Genomic DNA, 18,642 nt, shown 5'->3' with positions numbered 1-18,642 from the left:
GCGGGCTGGGCCGCCCGGCTCCGTTACGCCAAGGACCGCCGGGCGGCGCAGGATCCCCGGCGCGCCCAGCGGCCGGCCGGCCCCGGCGACGGCTATGTCTTCGAGGGCCCGTCGCCGCTACGGGTGTCGTTCCCCTGCCCCGCCTGCCATCAGCGGATCCGGGTGCCGGTGCGCGGCCGGCTCCAGGCGCGCTGCGGGCTGTGCAAGACGCTGCTGGACTGCGATACCTGACAGGGAGCCGGCTGCGGCGAAGGGGCGGCCGCCCACGCCCGGGAACGGCGTTCTCCGTTGCGGCGGCCGGCCTAGACCCAGCCGTCCAGGCCCTCCAGGAAGCCGTCGAGGTCGTCGCGGTGGATGGTGTGCCCGGCGCCGTGCACCGTACGGACCTCGAAGCCACGGGTCGTCAGCTCGGCCGCCTCGTGGCCGGAGAAGAGGAACCCCTCCCCCGCGATCTGCACCAGCGAGGGGACGACCGGCTTCTCGGGCGTACGGTCCTGAAGACGCTCGGCGGACAGCGCGAGGGCGGTGCCGGTGTCCCAGTCGGCGAGCGTGGCCAGCTCGATGTCCACATCGGCGGCGTCCCAGCGCGGATTGAAGCTCCGCACCATCGTCCGGTCGGCATTCTTGAACGCGATGAACACGGCCGGGTCCACGGGCTGTTCGACCCGGCCGAGCGACCATGCCGGATCGCTGTAGACCGCCCGCCGCGGCTGCAGTCGCTCCACCGCCAGGGACAGCGCCAGACCGCCCAGTGAATGCCCGATGGCGACCTCGGGGGCGGCGGGCAGGGTCTCCACGAGGTCCTCGGCGAACAGTTCGGCGCCGTAGTCGCCGCGCGGACTGCGGCCGTGGCCGCGCAGATCGACGGCGATGACGCGATAGCCCCGCTCGGCGAGCGCCGGGCCGACCCGGTGCCAGGTGCGGTGGTCGGACATCATTCCGTGGACCAGCACCGCGGTCCGCCCGCCGGCGCCCCATTCATGGGTGTGCAGCTGCATGCCCGTTCTCTCCTCGGTCCGTCCGCTCTCCGGCTCACGGTGTCCCCGGACCCGGCTCCCGGGCCGGGACCGCACCCGGCCGAGATTACACGTGTAAGCAGACTCCGGAGAGGTGCCCCGCCCCGGCCACGCCGGGCAAAAACCCTGTGCGAGGATGCCCAGCAGCATGACTGACCCAGCGGGCCCCCGGGCCACCCCAACGCCCCCGACCAGCACGGCCGTTGCCCGCCGCGCCGGGGTATCGCGCGCGACGGTCTCCTACGTACTGAACGGGCAGGCCGCCGGGCGCGTCGGCGAGCGCACCCAGGCCAGGGTCCGGGCCGCCGCCGAGGAGCTGGGATACGTACCGCACGCCGCCGCCCGCAGCCTGCGCGCCGGCCGGGGCAGCATCGTTCTGCTGGCCGCCCCCGCCGACACGGCCGTGGCCTTCGGCCCCCTCTTCGCCCGGTTCCTGGCCGGATTCCAGACCGCGCTGCACCACCTCGGCTACACGGGCGTACTGCACGGCGCGCCCGCCGCCTCCCCGACGGCGGCCGCCCGCGCCTGGGCCGAACTACGGCCGGCCGCCGTGCTCACCCTGCACGGCCCGCCGTTGGACGCGCCCGCGGTCGAGCTGCTGCACCGCTCCGGCACCGCCGCGGTCCTCACCCACGGCCCGTCGGCGCCCCCCGGCGCCCACACCCTCCTCCTCGACCAGCGCGAGGCCGGACTGCGGGCCGGTGAGCATCTGCTGGCCCGCGGCCGCCGCCGGATCGGGGTGGTCCGGCCCGCCGAGCCGGGCCTGGCCGCCTTCGCCGAGTCCCGGCTCGCGGGCGTACGGGCCGCGGCCGCCACCCACCCCGACGCCGAGGTGCACCCGCTCGACCTCGCCCTCACCGAGGAGTCCGCGGCACGGCTCGCCGCCGCCTGGCAGGAACGGGGCCTGGACGCGGTGTTCGCCTACAACGACGAGTACGCGATGCTGCTGATGCGCGCCTTGCAGGACGCCGGCCACACCATCGGCACCGGCGCCGGCGGCCGTATCGCGGTGGTCGGCGCGGACGATCTGCTGCTGGCCCGGCTGCTGCGCCCCCGCCTGACCAGCGTCCGCGCCGAGATCACCCCGCCGGAGCGGGTCGCCGCATGGGTCGCCGCCCTGATCCGCGACCCCGCCGCCGCGCCCACCACCCACCGGCTGGGCACCTTCCATGTCGAGGCGCGCGATTCCGGCTGACCCGGCACCCCGTCCCGCTCGCGCGCACCGCGGCACACCTCGCCGGCCGTTTCCGTCGTTACAGCCAGTCCTTCTCCGGCGTGGCCGCGGCCAGAACGGCGCGGGCGCCGCCGCGGATCGGGTCGCCGTGGGGTACGCAGACGGTGTCGACGTCGTCGAGGGCGGCGAGCCGCCGGAAGGAGGCGATGGCCGTCTCGCGGTCGACGTTGCCCGGCCCGAGGACCGCAGGGGTGCCGCCGGGGCCGGTGCCGATGATGTCGCCGGGGAACAGCAGACGGCTCTCGGGGAGGTGCAGCGCGATTCCGCCCGGTGTGTGGCCGGGGACGTGCAGTACCCGTACCGGCTCCGGCCAGTCGTCGAGGGTGTCTCCCTCCTGGAGGGCGACATCGACCTCGACATGGCGCAGCGGCGGGACCCCGGCGGCCGCGAAGTTCGCCATGATCCCTTCGAACAGCGTCTGTTCGGCCGCGGTGAACGCCGGCGCGGGTTCGGGGGCGGTGCCGCGGATGTACGGGGCGTCCGGTGCGCCGGCCAGTACGCGGGCGCCGGTGGCGGCGACCAGGTCGGCGGCGGAGCCCATGTGGTCGATGTGGGAGTGGGTGAGCACGATCTGCCGCAGCTGGTCCGGGCGGCCGCCGAGCCGGGCGAGTGCGTCGAGGATGGCGGGAGCCGAGCCGGGGATGCCGGTGTCGACCACGGCGTACCCGTCGTCGGGAAGGGCCACGATGTACACGTGCCCTACGGGGAAGGGGAGTTGCCAGACGGCGGAGGCGATTTCGGTGAGTGTGTCCATGGGTCGGACGCTAACCGGTGGGCGGGGCGCTGCCACCGGCTTTGCGCCGTGGGCGGATTGAGCGTACGGCGAAAGAGGCCGGAACCTGTCTTGCCTTCGGTACGTCACAGCGCTGAACCAAGGAGGCATGTCATGCGAGGATCCCACCTCTCCCGCACCCGTACGCTCGCCGCCGCGCTCGCGCTGGCGGCATCCGGCGTCGTCGCACTGTCCGGCTGCGGACAGAAGCAGCAGACCGTGGGCACCGCGCCGCCGCCGAAGAAGCAGGACGCGTTCGAGCGGCGGGCGGACCAGATCGTGCACAGCTGGCCGAAGGTCTCCCCGATCGCGGGGCGGCAGGAGGCGCTGTTGCCGTTGGTCGGTGTGGAGCGCCCCAAGAGCACGGACGTACGGGAGATCACGGTGACCGTCGGGCACAGCGCCTGCGATAGCCGCTTCGGCGCGCGCAGCCATGAGTCGAAGGGCCTGGTGGTGGTCACCGGCTGGGGCAAGAAGAAGAGCGCCAAGGGGATGTGCACCGAGAACCTGGCCACCGACAAGGTGACGGTGCGGCTCAAGAGTGCGCTGGCCGGCCGCAAGGTCGTGGACGCGGCGACCGGCAAGCAGCTTCTCAAGGGGTGAGCTGTGGGCGGACGGCCGGCGGCCGCGACCTGCGGGCGTGTTCGTTCCGCGGTGGGCGCCGGAGTGCCTAGGCTCGGCCGTATGAGCCCTTCCATCGCCACCAACACCCGTGTCGAGCTGCCCGAGCTGCTGGAGTTCGTCCGCCCCCGTCACCGTGCGATCCTGCTCACCCGCCGCTCCGACGGCACTCCGCAGGGCTCGCCGCTGACTTGTGGGGTGGACGACTCCGGGCGGCTGGTGATGTCGACGTATCCGGAGCGCGCCAAGGTCCGTAACGCCCGTCGGGTCTCGTCGGTCAGTGTCATTGTGCTGTCCGACGAGTGGAACGGCCCGTGGGTGCAGATCGACGGCGAGGCCGAGGTCATCGACGCCCCGGATTCGGTCGAGCCGCTGGTCGAGTACTACCGCAACATCGCCGGCGAGCACCCGGACTGGGACGAGTACCGGGAGGCGATGCTCCCCCACGCCTTAAGGGCGCGGGAGGTACCCCCACGCAGGGCAAGTCGCTGATCCGGGTGACACCGGTGCGCTGGGGCCCGGTCGCGACCGGCGGTTTCCCGGCTCGCCTCGCGGAGGGCGACGAGGCGTAGGGCGTGTCCTGGTGTGCTGCGACCGGGCGGGCGTCAACGGGTGGTGCGGGTGCCGCCGTTGACGTTCAGCACCTGGCCGGTGATGTGCCGGGCCGCGGGTGAGGCCAGGAAGGCGACCGTTCCCGTGATGTCGTCCAGGGAGCCCGCGCGGCGCACCGCCGAGGCGGCCACCAGGTGGTCGCGGCGCTCGTCGGTGAGCCGGTCGCGGAAGAACTCGGTGCCGGCGATATAGCCGGGCGAGACGACGTTGGCGGTGATGTCGCGGGGGCCGAGCGCCCGTGAGAGATCGACGTTCCAGGAGGCGAGGCCGGCCTTGGCCGCGCCGTAGGAGCCGGCTCCCTGGTCGGCGGCGATCGACCCGATGTGGACGACCGCGCCGCCGGCCGCCAGCCGGTCCTCCAGCGCCTTGGTGGTCAGCGCGGCGCTGAGCAGGTTGGCGTCGAGGTTGGCGCGGAAGTCCCGGGCGTAGGCCGCCAGGTCGGTGGTGCCGTCCGCGTCGAAGTCGGTGTTGCCGCCGGCGTTGTTGACCAGGACGTCGATCCGTCCGGGGAGTTCGGCGAGCAGCTCGGTGAGCGCGGCCGGATCGGTGTGGTCGCAGACCAGCGGGCGGAGGGTGTCGTGGCCGGCTGCCGTCTCCTTGAGGGGGCCGGTGCGCCGGCCGGTGACGACGACTTCGTCGCCCTGGGCGGCGAAGTGGTGGGCCACGGCGCGTCCGATGCCGGATCCGCCGCCGGTGACCAGGATGGTGCGTGACATATGCTGAGCTCCGTCCGTCACGTTCAGCTCTAAATTTAGAGCTGAACATAACATCACCGGGAGAGCCCGTGGCAAGAGAGAACGAGGCGAAGGACGGCTACGGCTACCCGATGGACCGTGCCCCCGCGTACCCCGTCGAGGAGATCGCCGCCGCCTGGGAGCGCGAACGCCCGGGCACTCCGGTCTCCTCGATCGGAATCGTGACGCCGATCTGGCGGCTGGCCAAGCTCCTGGGCGACGACCGGCGCCGGGTGCTGGCCCGCGCCGGGGTGGACCCGGCCACCCTCGATCTGCTCAGCGTGCTGCGCCGCAGCGGCGAGCCGTACACCCTGACCACCCGTGAGCTCAGCCATCGCTCCCTGGTCACCGCGGGGGCGGTCTCCCAGCGGGTGGCGCGCGCCGAGCGCGAGGGGCTGGTGACCCGGCGGCCCGGCGAGGGCCGTCCGCGTACGGTGCTGGTCGAGCTGACACCGGCGGGCCATGAGCTGGTCGAGGCCACCGTCGACCAAGTGCTGCGCCGCGAGGCCGAGTTGATCGACGGCCTCTCCCCCGGGCAGCAGGAACAGCTGGCCGGTCTGCTGCGGATCCTGCTCCAGGACACCCAGCGCAAGCTCGGCGACGACCGGATCGGCCATGTCGGAGAGGACTGAGGGGGCCGCGGGGTGGTCATCCGCGGGGCGGTGAGAACGTCAGGGACGGGAAGAGCGCCGCGTCGGGCAGCGCGAGCTGGGCGCGGAAGGCCGCCCGGCCGGTCTCGGTGAGGGTGAGGATCCGGGTGGCGTGGGCCTTGACGATCCAGCCGCGGTCCAGGGCGTGCCGGTAGAGGGCGGCGCCGACCGCGCCGGAGAGGTGCTGACGGCGCACCGTCCAGTCGAGGCAGGTGCGGACATGGGCCCGGTGGGCGGCCGACGGACCGGCGTCGGGGACACCGAGGGCGGTCAGCCACTGGGCACCGGCACCGGTCAGCACCAGACCGTAGTCCCGTGCCAGCAGGCCGCGTTCGGTCATCGCCGCCAAGATGGCCACGCCGAGTGCGCCGGCGATGTGGTCGTAGCAGGTTCTGGCGTGGTGCAGGGCTCTGCGCTGGTTGGCCTCGGCCAGCGAGCGGATCGGGACCTGGCGGTAGGGGGCCAGGCCGGCGAGGTTCTCCAGGGTTTCCGCGGTGTCCGGCCCGGCCAGCCGTACGTAGCGCCGCCGCCCCTGGCGTTCCTCGGCGAGCAGGCCGCCGGAGACCAGGAGGTTGAGGTGCTCGGTGGTGGTGGAGGGCGCCACCGCGGCGTATTCGGCGAGTTCGCCGGCGGTCCAGGCGCCGCCGTCGAGCAGGGCCATGCAGATGGCGGCGCGGGTGCGGTCCGCGAGCAGCGCCGCGAGGGCGGCCAGATCGGGGGTTTCCGCGACGCTTTCATTATCGGCGTCCCATCGGTTCATGCGCAGAGAGTAACTGCAGATAACATTTCGGTGAGCACCGAATCATCTGGCTTCTATCCTCTGAGGCATGAAAGGCGCGCTGGAGAAAAGCAGTTCGGTCACCCCGGCGCTGCTGTCCACGGAGAACGACGACGGGACCTTCGTGCTGGTCGAGCTGCGGATCCGGTGGGAGCTCGGCCCGGTGGTGAGCGTCTGGCTGCCGGCCCGTGGCCGTACCGCGCAGAATCTCGCGGTACGCCCGGACGTGGTGTTCAATCTGCCGCCGGACGGTACGGGGACCGACGAAGGCGCGGGCGCCATGCCGTCCGCGCAGGACGCACCGTGGACGGAGCCGTCCGAGTTGGTACGGCCGCCCCGACTGGTGCACTGCCCGGTGCAGTTGGAGGCGCGGCGGGTCGGTGAGCGCACGGTGACCGACGGGGCGTGGACGCAGATCGAGGCACAGGTGCTGCGGGTGCATGCCGACCCGCGATGGGTGCTGCCGCTGAGCGACCGCCGGATCGATCTGGGGGACCGCCGTATCGATCTGGGGGCATGGCATCCGCCGGTGCACGACTTCCGGCCGTCGGCCGCACCACCGCAGCAGGCCGTGCCGGCGCCCGCGCGGGAGATGGCCCGGCAGTTGGGGCGGCGCTTCCCCGCGGAACGCAGCGGCTCCTAGGAGCCGGGCCCCGCGGCAAAAGCCCGCGGCGCCTGCCCTCCGGTCGGGGGGAGGGGACAGGCGCCGCGGTTGTTCCGTACGACGTTGTACGGGACATTCAGGGACGGGGACTCACACGGTCAGTGCGCGATCCGTCGGCTTGATGGGAGCCGGCAGGGCGCTGACTCCGGTCAGGAAGCGGTCCACGCCGCGGGCGGCGGAGCGGCCCTCGGCGATGGCCCACACGATCAGCGACTGGCCGCGGCCGGCGTCACCGGCGACGTACACGCCGGGGACGTTGGTGGCGAAGTCCGCGTCGCGGGCGACATTGCCGCGCTCGTCGAGCTCCAGGCCGAACTGCTCGACCAGGCCGTTCTCCTGGTCGGTGCCGGTGAAGCCCATCGCGAGGGTGACCAGCTGGGCCGGGATCTTCCGCTCGGTGCCGGGCTTCTGCTCCAGCTTGCCGTCCTTGAACTCCACCTCGATCAGGTGCAGGAACTGGACGTTGCCGTCCTCGTCGCCCTCGAAGTGGGTGGTGGAGACGGAGTAGACCCGCTCGCCGCCCTCCTCGTGCGCGGAGGTGACCTTGTAGAGCATCGGGAAGGTCGGCCAGGGCTGGCCCGCGTTCCGCTCCTCGCCCGGCCTGGGCATGATCTCCAGCTGGGTGACGGAGGCCGCGCCCTGACGGTGGGCGGTGCCGACGCAGTCCGCGCCGGTGTCGCCGCCGCCGATGACGACGACATGCTTGCCCTCGGCGCTGATCGGGGCGACGGTCAGGTCGCCCTCCTGCACCTTGTTGGCGAGCGGCAGGAACTCCATCGCGAAGTGGATGCCGTTCAGCTCACGGCCGGGCACCGGCAGATCGCGGGAGGTGGTGGCGCCGGCGGCGATGACAACGGCGTCGTAGCGCTTGCGCAGCTTCTTGGCGTCGATGTCGCGGCCGATCTCCACCTCCGTACGGAACTTGGTGCCTTCCGCGCGCATCTGCTCGATACGGCGGTTGATGTGGCGCTTTTCCATCTTGAACTCGGGGATGCCGTAACGGAGGAGACCACCGATACGGTCCGCGCGCTCGTAGACGGCGACGGTGTGGCCGGCCCGGGTCAGCTGCTGGGCGGCGGCGAGCCCGGCCGGGCCGGAGCCGATGACGGCGACGGTCTTGCCGGAGAGGCGCTCGGGCGGCTGCGGGGTGACATCGCCGTTGTCCCACGCCTTGTCGATGATGGAGACCTCGACGTTCTTGATGGTCACCGGCGGCTGGTTGATGCCCAGCACACAGGCGGCCTCACAGGGGGCGGGGCACAGGCGACCGGTGAACTCCGGGAAGTTGTTGGTCGCGTGCAGCCGCTCGCTGGCCCCGGTCCAGTCCTCGCGGTAGGCGTAGTCGTTCCACTCGGGGATGAGGTTTCCGAGCGGGCAGCCGTTGTGACAGAACGGGATGCCGCAGTCCATGCAGCGCGACGCCTGCTTGCTGATGATCGGCAGCAGGGAGCCGGGCTGGTAGACCTCGTTCCAGTCCTTGACGCGCTCCTCGACGGGGCGGGTCTTGGCGATCTCGCGCTCGTGGGTCAGGAAGCCCTTGGGGTCAGCCATTGGTCGCCGCCTCCATCATCTTCTCGTGGGTCTCGGACTCGGAGAGTCCGGCTCGCTCGGCGGCGTCCTTGGCGGCGAGCACTGCCTGGTAGGTGGCCGGGACGACCTTGCTGAAGCGCGCGGCGGCCGCGTCCCAGTCGGCGAGGAGCTTGGCGGCGACGGTGGAGCCGGTCTCCTCCTGGTGGCGGCGCACGACATCGTGCAGCCACCGCTTGTCGGTGTCGTCCAAAGTGGTGACCGCGTCGGCCAGCTCACGGTTGACCATGTCCGGGTCGAGATCGATGACGTAGGCGATACCGCCGGACATGCCCGCCGCGAAGTTGCGGCCGGTCTCGCCCAGGATGACGGCGTGGCCGCCGGTCATGTACTCGCAGCCGTGGTCGCCGACGCCCTCGGAGACGACCGTCGCACCGGAGTTACGGACGCAGAAGCGTTCGCCGACCCGGCCGCGCAGGAACAGCTCGCCGCCGGTGGCGCCGTAGGCGAGGGTGTTGCCGGCGATGGTGGAGTACTCGGCGAGGTGGTCGGCGCCGCGGTCCGGGCGGACCACGATCCGGCCGCCCGACAGGCCCTTGCCGACGTAGTCGTTGGCGTCGCCCTCCAGGCGCAGCGTGATGCCGCGCGGCAGGAACGCGCCGAAGGACTGGCCGGCCGAGCCGGTGAAGGTGATGTCGATGGTGTCGTCGGGCAGGCCCGCGCCACCGAACTTCTTCGTCACCTCGTGGCCGAGCATGGTGCCGACCGTGCGGTTGATGTTCCGCACGGCGACCTGCGCGCGGACGGGCTGCGCGGCCTCGGGGGTGTCCGCGGACAGCGCGTCGGCGGCGAGCTTGATCAGCTCGTTGTCGAGCGCCTTCTCCAGACCGTGGTCCTGGACGGTGATCTGGTGGCGGACCGCGCCCTCGGGCAGCTCGGGGACGTGCAGCAGCGGGGCCAGGTCCAGGCCCTGCGCCTTCCAGTGGTTCACGGCCTTGGCGGTGTCCAGCAGCTCGGCGTGGCCGACGGCCTCTTCGAGGCTGCGGAAGCCCAGCTCGGCGAGGAGCTCACGGACCTCTTCGGCGATGAACTCGAAGAAGTTGACGACGTACTCGGCCTTACCGTTGAACCGCTCGCGCAGCGTCGGGTTCTGGGTGGCGATGCCGACCGGGCAGGTGTCCAGGTGGCAGACGCGCATCATGACGCAGCCGGAGACGACCAGCGGGGCGGTCGCGAAGCCGTACTCCTCGGCGCCCAGCAGGGCGGCGATGATGACATCGCGGCCGGTCTTGAGCTGGCCGTCGGTCTGCACGACGATACGGTCGCGCAGGCCGTTGAGCAGCAGCGTCTGCTGGGTCTCGGCCAGGCCCAGCTCCCAGGGACCGCCCGCGTGCTTGAGGGAGGTCAGCGGGGAGGCACCCGTACCGCCGTCGTGGCCGGAGATCAGGACCACGTCCGCGTGCGCCTTGGAGACGCCCGCGGCGACGGTGCCGACGCCCACCTCGGAGACCAGCTTCACGTGGATGCGGGCCGCCGGGTTGGCGTTCTTGAGGTCGTGGATCAGCTGAGCCAGGTCCTCGATGGAGTAGATGTCGTGGTGCGGCGGCGGGGAGATCAGGCCCACGCCCGGGGTGGAGTGCCGGGTCTTGGCGACCCAGGGGTAGACCTTGTGGCCGGGCAGCTGGCCGCCCTCGCCGGGCTTGGCGCCCTGCGCCATCTTGATCTGGATGTCGTCGGAGTTGACGAGGTACTCGCTGGTCACACCGAAGCGGCCGGAGGCGACCTGCTTGATGGAGGAGCGGCGCGCCGGGTCGTAGAGGCGGTCGGGGTCCTCGCCGCCCTCACCGGTGTTGGACTTGCCGCCCAGCTGGTTCATGGCGATGGCGAGAGTTTCGTGCGCCTCCTGCGAAATGGATCCGTACGACATGGCGCCGGTGGAGAAGCGCTTGACGATCTCGGACACCGGCTCGACCTCGTCGATCGAGATCGGCTCGCGGTCACTCTTGCCGTTCTCATTTGTCTTCAGGGCGAACAGCCCGCGCAGCGTCATCAGCCGCTGGGACTGCTCATTCACCCGTTCGGTGTACTTCTTGAAGATGTCATAGCGGCGCGTGCGGGTGGAGTGCTGGAGCCGGAAGACGGTGTCCGGGTCAAAGAGGTGCGGCTCGCCCTCGCGGCGCCACTGGTACTCGCCGCCGATCTCCAGCGCGCGGTGCGTGGCGGCGATGCCGGAGGCCGGGTAGGCCTTGGCGTGCCGCGCCGCGACCTCCTTGGCGATGACGTCCAGACCGGCGCCGCCGATCTTGGTGGCGGTGCCGTGGAAGTACTTCGCGACGAACCCCTCGTCGAGACCGACGGCCTCGAAGACCTGCGCGCCCCGGTAGGAGGCGACGGTCGAGATGCCCATCTTGGACATGACCTTCAGGACGCCCTTGCCGAGCGCCTTGATCAGGTTCTTGATGGCCGTCTCGGTCTCGACGCCGGGCAGGAAGGTGCCGGCGCGGACCAGGTCCTCGACGGACTCCATGGCCAGGTACGGGTTGACCGCGGCCGCGCCGTAGCCGATGAGCAGCGCGACATGGTGCACCTCGCGCACATCGCCGGCCTCCACGAGCAGACCGACCTGGGTGCGCTCCTTGGTGGCGATGAGGTGGTGGTGGACCGCGGAGGTCAGCAGCAGCGACGGGATCGGGGCGTGCTCGGCGTCGGAATGCCGGTCGGAGAGCACGATCAGCCGGGCGCCGTCGTCGATGGCGGCGTCGGCCTCGGCGCAGATCTCCTCGATCCGGGCGGCCAGCGACTCGCCGCCGCCGGAGACCCGGTAGAGGCCGGAGAGGGTCACGGCCTTCATGCCGGGCATGTCGCCGTCGGCGTTGATGTGGATGAGCTTGGCCAGCTCGTCGTTGTCGATGACCGGGAAGGGCAGGGTCACGCTGCGACAGGAGGCCGCGGTGGGCTCCAGGAGGTTGCCCTGGGGGCCGAGGGAGGAGATCAGCGAGGTGACCATTTCCTCGCGGATGGCGTCCAGCGGCGGGTTGGTGACCTGCGCGAAGAGCTGGGTGAAGTAGTCGAAGAGCAGCCGGGGGCGCTCGGAGAGCGCGGCGATCGGCGAGTCGGTGCCCATCGAGCCGATGGGCTCGGCGCCGGCCTTGGCCATCGGCGCGAGGATGACGCGCAGCTCTTCCTCGGTGTAGCCGAAGGTCTGCTGGCGGCGGGTGACCGAGGCGTGGGTGTGCACGATGTGCTCACGCTCGGGCAGGTCCGCGAGCTCGATCAGACCGGAGTCCAGCCACTCCTGGTAGGGGTTCTCGGCCGCGAGCTCGGCCTTGATCTCGTCGTCCTCGATGATGCGGTGCTCGGCGGTGTCGACGAGGAACATCTTGCCGGGCTGGAGGCGGCCCTTGCGGACGACCTTGGCCGGGTCGATGTCCAGGACGCCGACCTCGGAGGAGAGCACGACCAGGCCGTCGTCGGTGACCCAGTAGCGGCCGGGGCGCAGACCGTTGCGGTCGAGGACCGCGCCGACCTGGGTGCCGTCGGTGAAGGTGACACAGGCCGGGCCGTCCCAGGGCTCCATCATCGTGGAGTGGTACTGGTAGAAGGCGCGCTGGGCCGGGTCCATGGCGGTGGAGTTCTCCCACGCCTCGGGGACCATCATCAGCACCGAGTGCGGCAGCGAGCGGCCGCCGAGGTGGAGCAGCTCCAGGACCTCGTCGAAGGAGGCGGAGTCGGAGGCGTCCGGGGTGCAGACCGGGAAGATCCGCGCGAGGTCTTCCTCGGACCCGTTGCCGAAGAGCTTCGAGGCGAGCTGGGACTCGCGGGCCTGCATCCAGTTGCGGTTGCCCTTGACCGTGTTGATCTCGCCGTTGTGCGCGACGAAGCGGTACGGGTGGGCGAGCGGCCAGCTCGGGAAGGTGTTGGTGGAGAACCGCGAGTGGACCAGCGCGATGGCGGTGGCGAAGCGGCGGTCCGAGAGGTCCGGGAAGAAGGGCTCCAGCTGGCCGGTGGTCAGCATGCCCTTGTAGACGATCGTGCGCGCGGACAGTGAGGGGAAGTAGACGCCCGCCTCGCGCTCGGCGCGCTTGCGCAGCGCGAAGGCCTTGCGGTCCAGCGCCAGGCCGGTGTTCTTGTTGTCCCCCACGCTGTGCTGGTCTGAAACGAACAGCTGGGAGAAGGCCGGCATGGTGGCGCGGGCGCCGTTGCCGAGCAGCTGCGGGGCGACGGGGACGACCCGCCAGCCGATGACGTCCAGGCCTTCCTCACCGGCGATCGTCTCGATGCGTGAGACGGCCTCGGCCGCATCCTGGGCATCGGACGGGAGGAAGGCGATACCGACGGCGTAGGCGCCGGCCTCGGGGAGCTCGAACGTGACGTTCTCACGCAGAAACGCGTCCGGCACCTGGAGCAGGATGCCGGCGCCGTCGCCCGAGTCGGGCTCCGAGCCGGTGGCACCGCGGTGCTCCAGATTCGTCAGGACGGTGAGCGCCTGCTCGACCAGTGCGTGGCTGGCCTCGCCGGTGAGGGTGGCCACAAAGCCGACGCCACAGGCGTCGTGCTCATTGCGCGGGTCGTACATCCCCTGCTGGGCGGGGCGCCCGTCCATGGGCGACCATGCGGCGGCGCTGGCGCTGCTGGTGGTCGCGGAGTGCGTGGACGCGGAACGCATCGGCTCTCCCAACGTCGTCGTGGCATAGGCATTGCCGAGGGACGACGTTGGCCCTCCGCGAAATTTCGTGCAGGTTACAGGATGGCTGCCTTCTCGAAAAGCGAAAAGGGGCTTCCAACATGCGGACACCGCATGTGCGGTGGGTCAAGGACGCGGACGGAAACGGAGCCGTCCCACAGGCGGCGTTCGGCGAGCGACATTGCCCGCGACGCCTGGGCCTTATGCCCGGCCGTCAACGAACCGAAACCGCTGGGTAACGCGTTAATTATGCAGTCACCCGTATGCAACATCACCCTACGACGGTTCCGAACAGTGCTCCCAGGGCGTACGTCACACCCGCGGCCGCACCGCCGAGGGCCAGCTGACGCAGCCCGCTGAACCACCAGGAGCGGGCCGTCACCCGCGCCACCACAGCCCCGCACGCAAACAGACCGACCAGCGCGAGCAGCACCGCCGGCCAGATCGCCGATGCCCCCAACAGATAGGGAAGGACAGGCAGCAGCGCGCCCAGCGCAAACGATCCAAAGGAGGAAATGGCGGCAACGGCGGGCGAAGGAAGGTCCGACGGGTCGATGCCCAGTTCCTCGCGGGCATGGATCTCCAGCGCCTGCTCGGGGTCCCGGGAAAGCTGTTCGGCGACCTGCCGGGCGAGCGCCGGCTCGACGCCGCGCGATACATAGAGGGCCGCCAGCTCCTCCAGCTCGTCCTTCGGGTGCTTACGCAGCTCGGCCCGCTCGACGTCCAGCTCGGCCTGCACCAGCTCCCGCTGCGAGGCGACCGAGGTGTACTCCCCCGCGGCCATCGAGAAGGCACCGGCGGCCAGGCCCGCGAGGCCGGTGATGATGATCGTCTGCTGCGACAGTGCGCCGCCCGCGACACCCGTCATCAGGGCGAGGTTCGAGACCAGACCGTCCATCGCGCCGAAGACGGCGGGGCGCAGCCAGCCACCGTTCACATCGCGGTGGGTGTGATTGTCGCGGTGGGCCACATGCGTCGGCGCCGCGGCGTCCATGATCTCCATGACGGACATATCGGGACCTACTCCCTTCAGCGAGGTGTGGGCCGATGGCGGCACTTCCCCCTCCAACCCCTCGAAGCTATGCGCGAATCGCCCTCCGCCGCTAGCAAGGAAGGCCGAACTTACCGCGCTGACCTGCGGTTTTTCTGCGAGATGGGTCATGAGATCCGGGTCACAGCGCATTTCGGGGCCCGCTTCGCGGTGCGGTCCGGTGCCGATCGAGGGAGTCGACCGGGTGACCCTGCCGCCCGGGACAGGAGACCCGGGCCGCCGCGTGGCACGGATACAGCGCAGCGGTCCGCTGCCGGACGGCGCCCCGCAGTCCCGGGCGGCGTTCCGGCCCGTACGACAGAACGGCACGCACCATGAGCGCAGCGCACCCCACGCCCTCGGATCCGGCGGTGCCCGGCAGCGCGGGCGATCGTGTACGCGACCGGGCCCGCGGCGCCATGCTCGGACTCGCCGTCGGTGATGCGCTCGGCGCCCCCGCGGAGAACATGAAGCCCTCCCAGATCCGCCGCCGCTGGGGCCGGATCGAGGGCTTTGTCGAGGACGACCCGGCCGGCACCGACGACACCGAGTACGCCATCTTCTCGGGGCTGCTGCTCGCCGCGCACGGTTCGGCGCTGACCGTCGCCCAGGTCGAGGCCGCCTGGCACCAGTGGATCGCCGACCGCGACGAGGGGCCGTTCCGCGGCGCGGGCTTCAGCGAGCGCGGGACGCTGGAGAACCTGCGCCGCGGCCTCGCCGCCCCGATCTCCGCCCAGCACCGGCACGCCTGGAGCGACGGACTGGCGATGCGCGCCGCCCCGTTCGGGGTGTTCGCCGCCGGGCGGCCGGCCGAGGCCGCGCGGCTGGTCGCCATCGACGGCACGGTCAGCCACGAGGGCGAGGGGATCTACGGCGGCCGGGCGGTGGCCGCCGGGGTCGCCACCGCCATGGTCGTCCTCCCCCAAGGACCTTCGACCGGGGGGACCCCCATCGGTCCAGGGGGGACCCCCAACACCGACGCGGTGATCGCCGCCGCGCTGTCCGTCGTACCGGAGGACTCCTGGACCGCCCGCTCGCTGCGCCGGGCGGTCGGCGCCGCCCAGCGCTCCCGGTACGACCCGGGCATCACCCAGCTCGGCACCGAGCGCGCGGTGCGCTCCGCCGTCGTGGTCGGCGGCTATCCCTGGATGGATCTGGCGCCCGAGGCCGTCGGGCTGGCCTTCGGCGCGTTCGCGGCGGCCCGCGGTGACTTCTCCGCCTCGGTGCTGACCGCGGTCAACATGGGCCGCGACGCCGACACCACGGCGGCGGTGGCGGGCGCCCTGGCCGGTGCGCTGTGCGGGGCCGCGGCGATCCCCGAGGCCTGGGCCGCAGCCATCGGCCCGGCGCGCGGCAGCTGTCTGCCGTCGATGGCCGGCTATCACGTCCTGGACATCGCGGAGCTGCTGGCGCCGGGCGGGGCGGGAGCGGGGGCCGCCGCCGGGTCCGGCGTCGAGGCCGGAGTGGGCGTCGGATGAGCGCCGGGCGCACGGTGTGGGGCGCCGACGCCCACGTCGCGGCCGACGCCGACGCCGTGGACGGTGCCCGTAGCCGTATCGAAGGGCTGCTGCTCGGGCTCGCCTCGGGCGATGCCGCCGGGTGGCCCGCCGCGCGGCACCGGGCGGCCCGGATGCCGGAGTGGACCCGGCGGCTGACGCGTGAGCTGGACACCTTCGCCGAGCAGAACGCCACCACGACGCTGCCCGTGCCGATCGCCCTCAACCAGCCGCCCGAGCCGCTGCGGCTCGGGCCCTCCGACGACGCCGAGTGGGCGGCCTTCACCGCCGAGTCGGTGCTCACCGCGGCCGGTGCGCTCCTCAGCGATCTGGGCCGGGACCGGCGGATGCGCGCCGCGCTCGACCTCGCATGGAACGCGCTGGCCAACGAGGTCGCCGCGGCCGCCGACCGGGCGCCCGAGGTGGAGTCCGCCGTACTGCCGCTGCGCGCCCGGATCTCCGTACGGGCCGGGCTCGGCAACCTCGCCGCCGGGCTGCGGCCGCCCGCCACCGGCCACGACAATCCGCACTTCTTCGACGATGCGGCGTGCGTCCGGGCCGCCGTACTGGCCGTGGTGCACCCGGGCGAGCCCGCCGCGGCGGCCGATCTGGCCGAGTACGACGCGCGCTACACCCAGGACGGCGACGGGGTGCACGGCGCCCGTNCGAGTACGACGCGCGCTACACCCAGGACGGCGACGGGGTGCACGGCGCCCGTGCGATGGCCGCCGCGATCGCGGCCGCGCTCGGCGGGGCGGCGGCCGGCGGCTGTGTGGACGCGGCGCTCGACCAGCTCCCCGAGGGCACCGAGATCCGCCGTAACGCGCTGCACGCGGTCCGGCTCGCACGGGCCTTCGCCACCGACGGTCCTGGCCACTCCGGCCGCCCCGGCACCGCCTTCGCCCTGGTGCCCGTGCTGGAACACGAGATCGTCGACCACGTCTACAGCTACGGCATCGCGGCCGCCGAGACCGTCCCGGTGGCGCTGGCGCTCGCCCTGGCCGCGGACGGGCTGGTCGCCGAGGCGGTACCGGCAGCCGCCTGCCTCTCCCGGGTCGCCGACTCCGCGCCGGCCCTCGCCGGGGCGCTGACCGGCGCGCTCGGCGGCGCCCACGGACTGCCCCGCACCTGGCGCGACGCCTGCCGGGTGCTCTCCGGCTGTGCGCTGCCACGGCTGGCCGGCACGGACCTGGTCGAGCTGGCCGGGCTGCTCGCCCGTACGGAGCTGACCGCCCCCGAAGCCTCCACCACGGCCACCGCCGCGGTCCTCCCGGAGGCTCTCTCCGACGCCCTTCTGGCTTCCTCACCCTCCACCGTGGAAGGACTCACCCGCACATGACCCACGCAAGCGAACAGACCCCGACAGCACCACCGACGACACCGGGCGCCCCCGACACCCAGGTCCTGCCGGTCACGCCCCTCACACGGCCCACGATGGCCACTCCCGTCAGCCACCCCACGACGCTCCCGGCGCCCCCCGTCCCGCCGACCCTGGAGGACCGGGCGAGCGGCGCTCTGGTCGGTGCCGCGGTGGGCGATGCGCTCGGCGGGCCCGTCGAAGGCTGCACACCGGAGCAGATCGTCAAGCGGCACGGCGGCCGGGTCGAGGGCATCGTCGGCCCGTTCCACGACGACTGGCGCACCGCCCGCCCGATCGCGCCGTACCACAAGGGCGACGGCCATGTCACCGACGACACCTTGATGACGCATGCGCTGGTGCGGGTCTACGAGACGGTGCGCGATCACCTCGACGCCTACGACATCGCCGACCATCTCGTACCCGATCTGATCGGCACCCCGCGCTGGATCCCGGAGCTGGAGGCCGAGGCGCTGCCGTTGCAGCGGATCTTCCTCGCCGAGAAGTGGATCGTGGCGCGGCTGCACTACGGGCATGCCGATCCGCGTGAGGCGGGCGTCGGAAACATCGTCAACTGTGGTGCGGCGATGTACATGGCGCCGGTCGGCATCGTCAACGCCGGCAACCCGGACCGGGCCTACGCCGAGGCGCTGGACATCTCCGGCGCCCATCAGTCCTCGTACGGCAGGGAGGCCGCGGGGGTGTTCGCCGCCGCCGTGGCCGCCGCGTTCGCCCCCGAGGCCACCCCGTCGTCGGTGGTCGTCCAGGCGCTCCGGCTCGCCAAGGACGGCACCCGTGCCGCGATCGAGGCGGTCTGCGAAGCCGCGGCCTCGCTCAGCGACTACGAGTCCGCGCTGGGACCGCTGCGCGCGGCGATCGCCCCCTTCGACACCGTGGGCCCGGACTACCGCAACCCCTCGCTCGGCGCCCGCCGCCCCTCCCGTCTGCACGCCATCGAGGAACTCCCCATCGCGCTGGGCATGTTGCTGGTCGGCGGCGGGGATTTCCGGGCCACGGTGCTCGGCTCGGTCAACTACGGCCGCGACTGCGACTCGATCGCCACGATGAGCGGTGCGCTCGTCGGCGCGCTGCGCGGCGCCTCGGCGGTACCGGCCGAGTGGGCGGCGGAGGTCTCCCGCGCCAGCCGCCTGGATCTGTCGGCGCCGGGGGCCGCGCTGGCCACCGTCGCCCGCGAGATCTTCACCCGCGACCGGGCCCGCGCCCGCACCCATGAGCAGGCCTTCACCGCGATCTCGGCCATCCCGGCGATGACGGAGGCGAGTGGACGGTGACCGGCACGGCGGTGACCGGCACGGCGGTGGCCGCCGCCCGGACGACACCCCCCGCGGACGGGGCGCCGCTCCGGGTGACCTGGGTGCAGCCCGAGGACCTGATCGGGCATGAGCTGCGGCAGGCGGCGGAGGACGGCCGGGACGCCGCCGGGATCGCGCGGCGGTGGCGGGCGGC

At 72.3% G+C, this 18,642-nt stretch carries 14 protein-coding genes and 4 pseudogenes; 11 read left to right on the top strand and 7 right to left on the bottom strand.

Translation table 11 applies throughout. From position 1 onward, the window contains the following. Positions 1-231 (top strand): annotated as a pseudogene (locus DY245_RS14515) (hypothetical protein); the annotation flags it as partial. A 71-nt stretch (positions 232-302) separates the two neighbouring features. Here DY245_RS14515 and DY245_RS14510 read toward each other — a convergent pair. Beyond that, positions 303-998: an alpha/beta fold hydrolase gene (locus DY245_RS14510; protein ID WP_128507361.1), complete on the bottom strand. Its 696-nt coding sequence runs from the start codon at positions 996-998 to the stop codon at positions 303-305. A 166-nt stretch (positions 999-1,164) separates the two neighbouring features. On the opposite strand from DY245_RS14510, the gene DY245_RS14505 reads away from it, so the two are divergent. Beyond that, positions 1,165-2,211 carry a LacI family DNA-binding transcriptional regulator gene (locus tag DY245_RS14505; RefSeq protein WP_128507359.1) on the top strand — a complete coding sequence of 349 codons (1,047 nt, stop codon included), beginning with the start codon at positions 1,165-1,167 and terminating at the stop codon, positions 2,209-2,211. Positions 2,212-2,269: 58 nt separating this feature from the next. Here the strand turns inward: DY245_RS14505 and DY245_RS14500 are convergent, their stop codons facing one another. Beyond that, positions 2,270-3,004, bottom strand: a complete 735-nt coding sequence (locus tag DY245_RS14500) for an MBL fold metallo-hydrolase (protein WP_128507357.1) — start codon at positions 3,002-3,004, stop codon at positions 2,270-2,272. A 132-nt stretch (positions 3,005-3,136) separates the two neighbouring features. On the opposite strand from DY245_RS14500, the gene DY245_RS14495 reads away from it, so the two are divergent. Both DY245_RS14495 and DY245_RS14490 read left to right on the top strand, forming a co-directional pair. Continuing rightward, on the top strand, positions 3,137-3,625 hold the full coding sequence (locus DY245_RS14495) for a hypothetical protein (protein WP_128507355.1): 489 nt from the start codon (positions 3,137-3,139) through the stop codon (positions 3,623-3,625). 81 nt (positions 3,626-3,706) lie between these two features. After that, positions 3,707-4,215, top strand: a pseudogene (locus DY245_RS14490) (PPOX class F420-dependent oxidoreductase). 33 nt (positions 4,216-4,248) lie between these two features. Here the strand turns inward: DY245_RS14490 and DY245_RS14485 are convergent. Further along, the gene (locus DY245_RS14485; RefSeq protein ID WP_128507353.1) at positions 4,249-4,971 is read right to left on the bottom strand and encodes an SDR family NAD(P)-dependent oxidoreductase; all 723 of its coding nucleotides are present in this window, start codon (positions 4,969-4,971) and stop codon (positions 4,249-4,251) included. Between the two features lie 110 nt (positions 4,972-5,081). Here DY245_RS14485 and DY245_RS14480 point away from each other — a divergent pair, with 110 nt between their 5' ends. Next, entirely contained in the window at positions 5,082-5,621 is a 540-nt protein-coding gene (locus tag DY245_RS14480; RefSeq protein ID WP_128507366.1) for a MarR family winged helix-turn-helix transcriptional regulator, read from the top strand. 16 nt (positions 5,622-5,637) lie between these two features. On the opposite strand, the gene DY245_RS14475 is transcribed toward DY245_RS14480, so the two are convergent. After that, positions 5,638-6,399 carry an ArsR/SmtB family transcription factor gene (locus tag DY245_RS14475; protein WP_128507351.1) on the bottom strand — a complete coding sequence of 254 codons (762 nt, stop codon included), beginning with the start codon at positions 6,397-6,399 and terminating at the stop codon, positions 5,638-5,640. Positions 6,400-6,466: 67 nt separating this feature from the next. On the opposite strand from DY245_RS14475, the gene DY245_RS14470 reads away from it, so the two are divergent. Continuing rightward, entirely contained in the window at positions 6,467-7,060 is a 594-nt protein-coding gene (locus DY245_RS14470; protein WP_128507349.1) for a hypothetical protein, read from the top strand. 111 nt (positions 7,061-7,171) lie between these two features. On the opposite strand, the gene DY245_RS14465 is transcribed toward DY245_RS14470, so the two are convergent. The 3 genes from DY245_RS14465 to DY245_RS14455 form a co-directional block, all read right to left on the bottom strand. Then, positions 7,172-8,632, bottom strand: coding sequence for a glutamate synthase subunit beta (locus DY245_RS14465; RefSeq protein WP_128507347.1), 1,461 nt, complete (start codon positions 8,630-8,632; stop codon positions 7,172-7,174). Beyond that, complete coding sequence (gltB, locus tag DY245_RS14460) at positions 8,625-13,211, bottom strand: glutamate synthase large subunit (protein WP_181923671.1); 4,587 nt, start codon at positions 13,209-13,211, stop codon at positions 8,625-8,627. Before gltB ends, DY245_RS14465 begins: the two co-directional genes overlap by 8 nt. 352 nt (positions 13,212-13,563) lie before the next feature. Continuing rightward, positions 13,564-14,295, bottom strand: a complete 732-nt coding sequence (locus DY245_RS14455) for a VIT1/CCC1 transporter family protein (RefSeq protein WP_128507365.1) — start codon at positions 14,293-14,295, stop codon at positions 13,564-13,566. A gap of 362 nt (positions 14,296-14,657) precedes the next feature. On the opposite strand from DY245_RS14455, the gene DY245_RS14450 reads away from it, so the two are divergent. The 5 genes and pseudogenes from DY245_RS14450 to DY245_RS46260 form a co-directional block, all read left to right on the top strand. Next, entirely contained in the window at positions 14,658-15,800 is a 1,143-nt protein-coding gene (locus DY245_RS14450) for an ADP-ribosylglycohydrolase family protein (protein WP_128507343.1), read from the top strand. Further along, positions 15,797-16,483, top strand: a pseudogene (locus DY245_RS46270) (ADP-ribosylglycohydrolase family protein); the annotation flags it as partial. The gene DY245_RS14450 and the pseudogene DY245_RS46270, both read left to right, overlap by 4 nt. 1 nt (position 16,484) lies before the next feature. Next, positions 16,485-17,157 (top strand): ADP-ribosylglycohydrolase family protein (locus DY245_RS46265; RefSeq protein WP_244943039.1); only part of this gene is annotated, 673 nt, incomplete at its 5' end. Continuing rightward, complete coding sequence (locus DY245_RS14440) at positions 17,154-18,467, top strand: ADP-ribosylglycohydrolase family protein (RefSeq protein WP_181923670.1); 1,314 nt, start codon at positions 17,154-17,156, stop codon at positions 18,465-18,467. The genes DY245_RS46265 and DY245_RS14440, both read left to right, overlap by 4 nt. Before the next feature lie 11 nt (positions 18,468-18,478). Continuing rightward, positions 18,479-18,642 (top strand): annotated as a pseudogene (locus DY245_RS46260) (ADP-ribosylglycohydrolase family protein); the annotation flags it as partial.

Origin of the sequence: Streptomyces inhibens (genome assembly GCF_003389455.1) — a bacterium.
Taxonomy (GTDB): Bacteria; Actinomycetota; Actinomycetes; order Streptomycetales; family Streptomycetaceae; genus Streptomyces; species Streptomyces inhibens.
The sequence above is the reverse complement of the archived record's forward strand: the minus strand, read 5'-3'. Positions and strand labels throughout refer to the sequence as shown.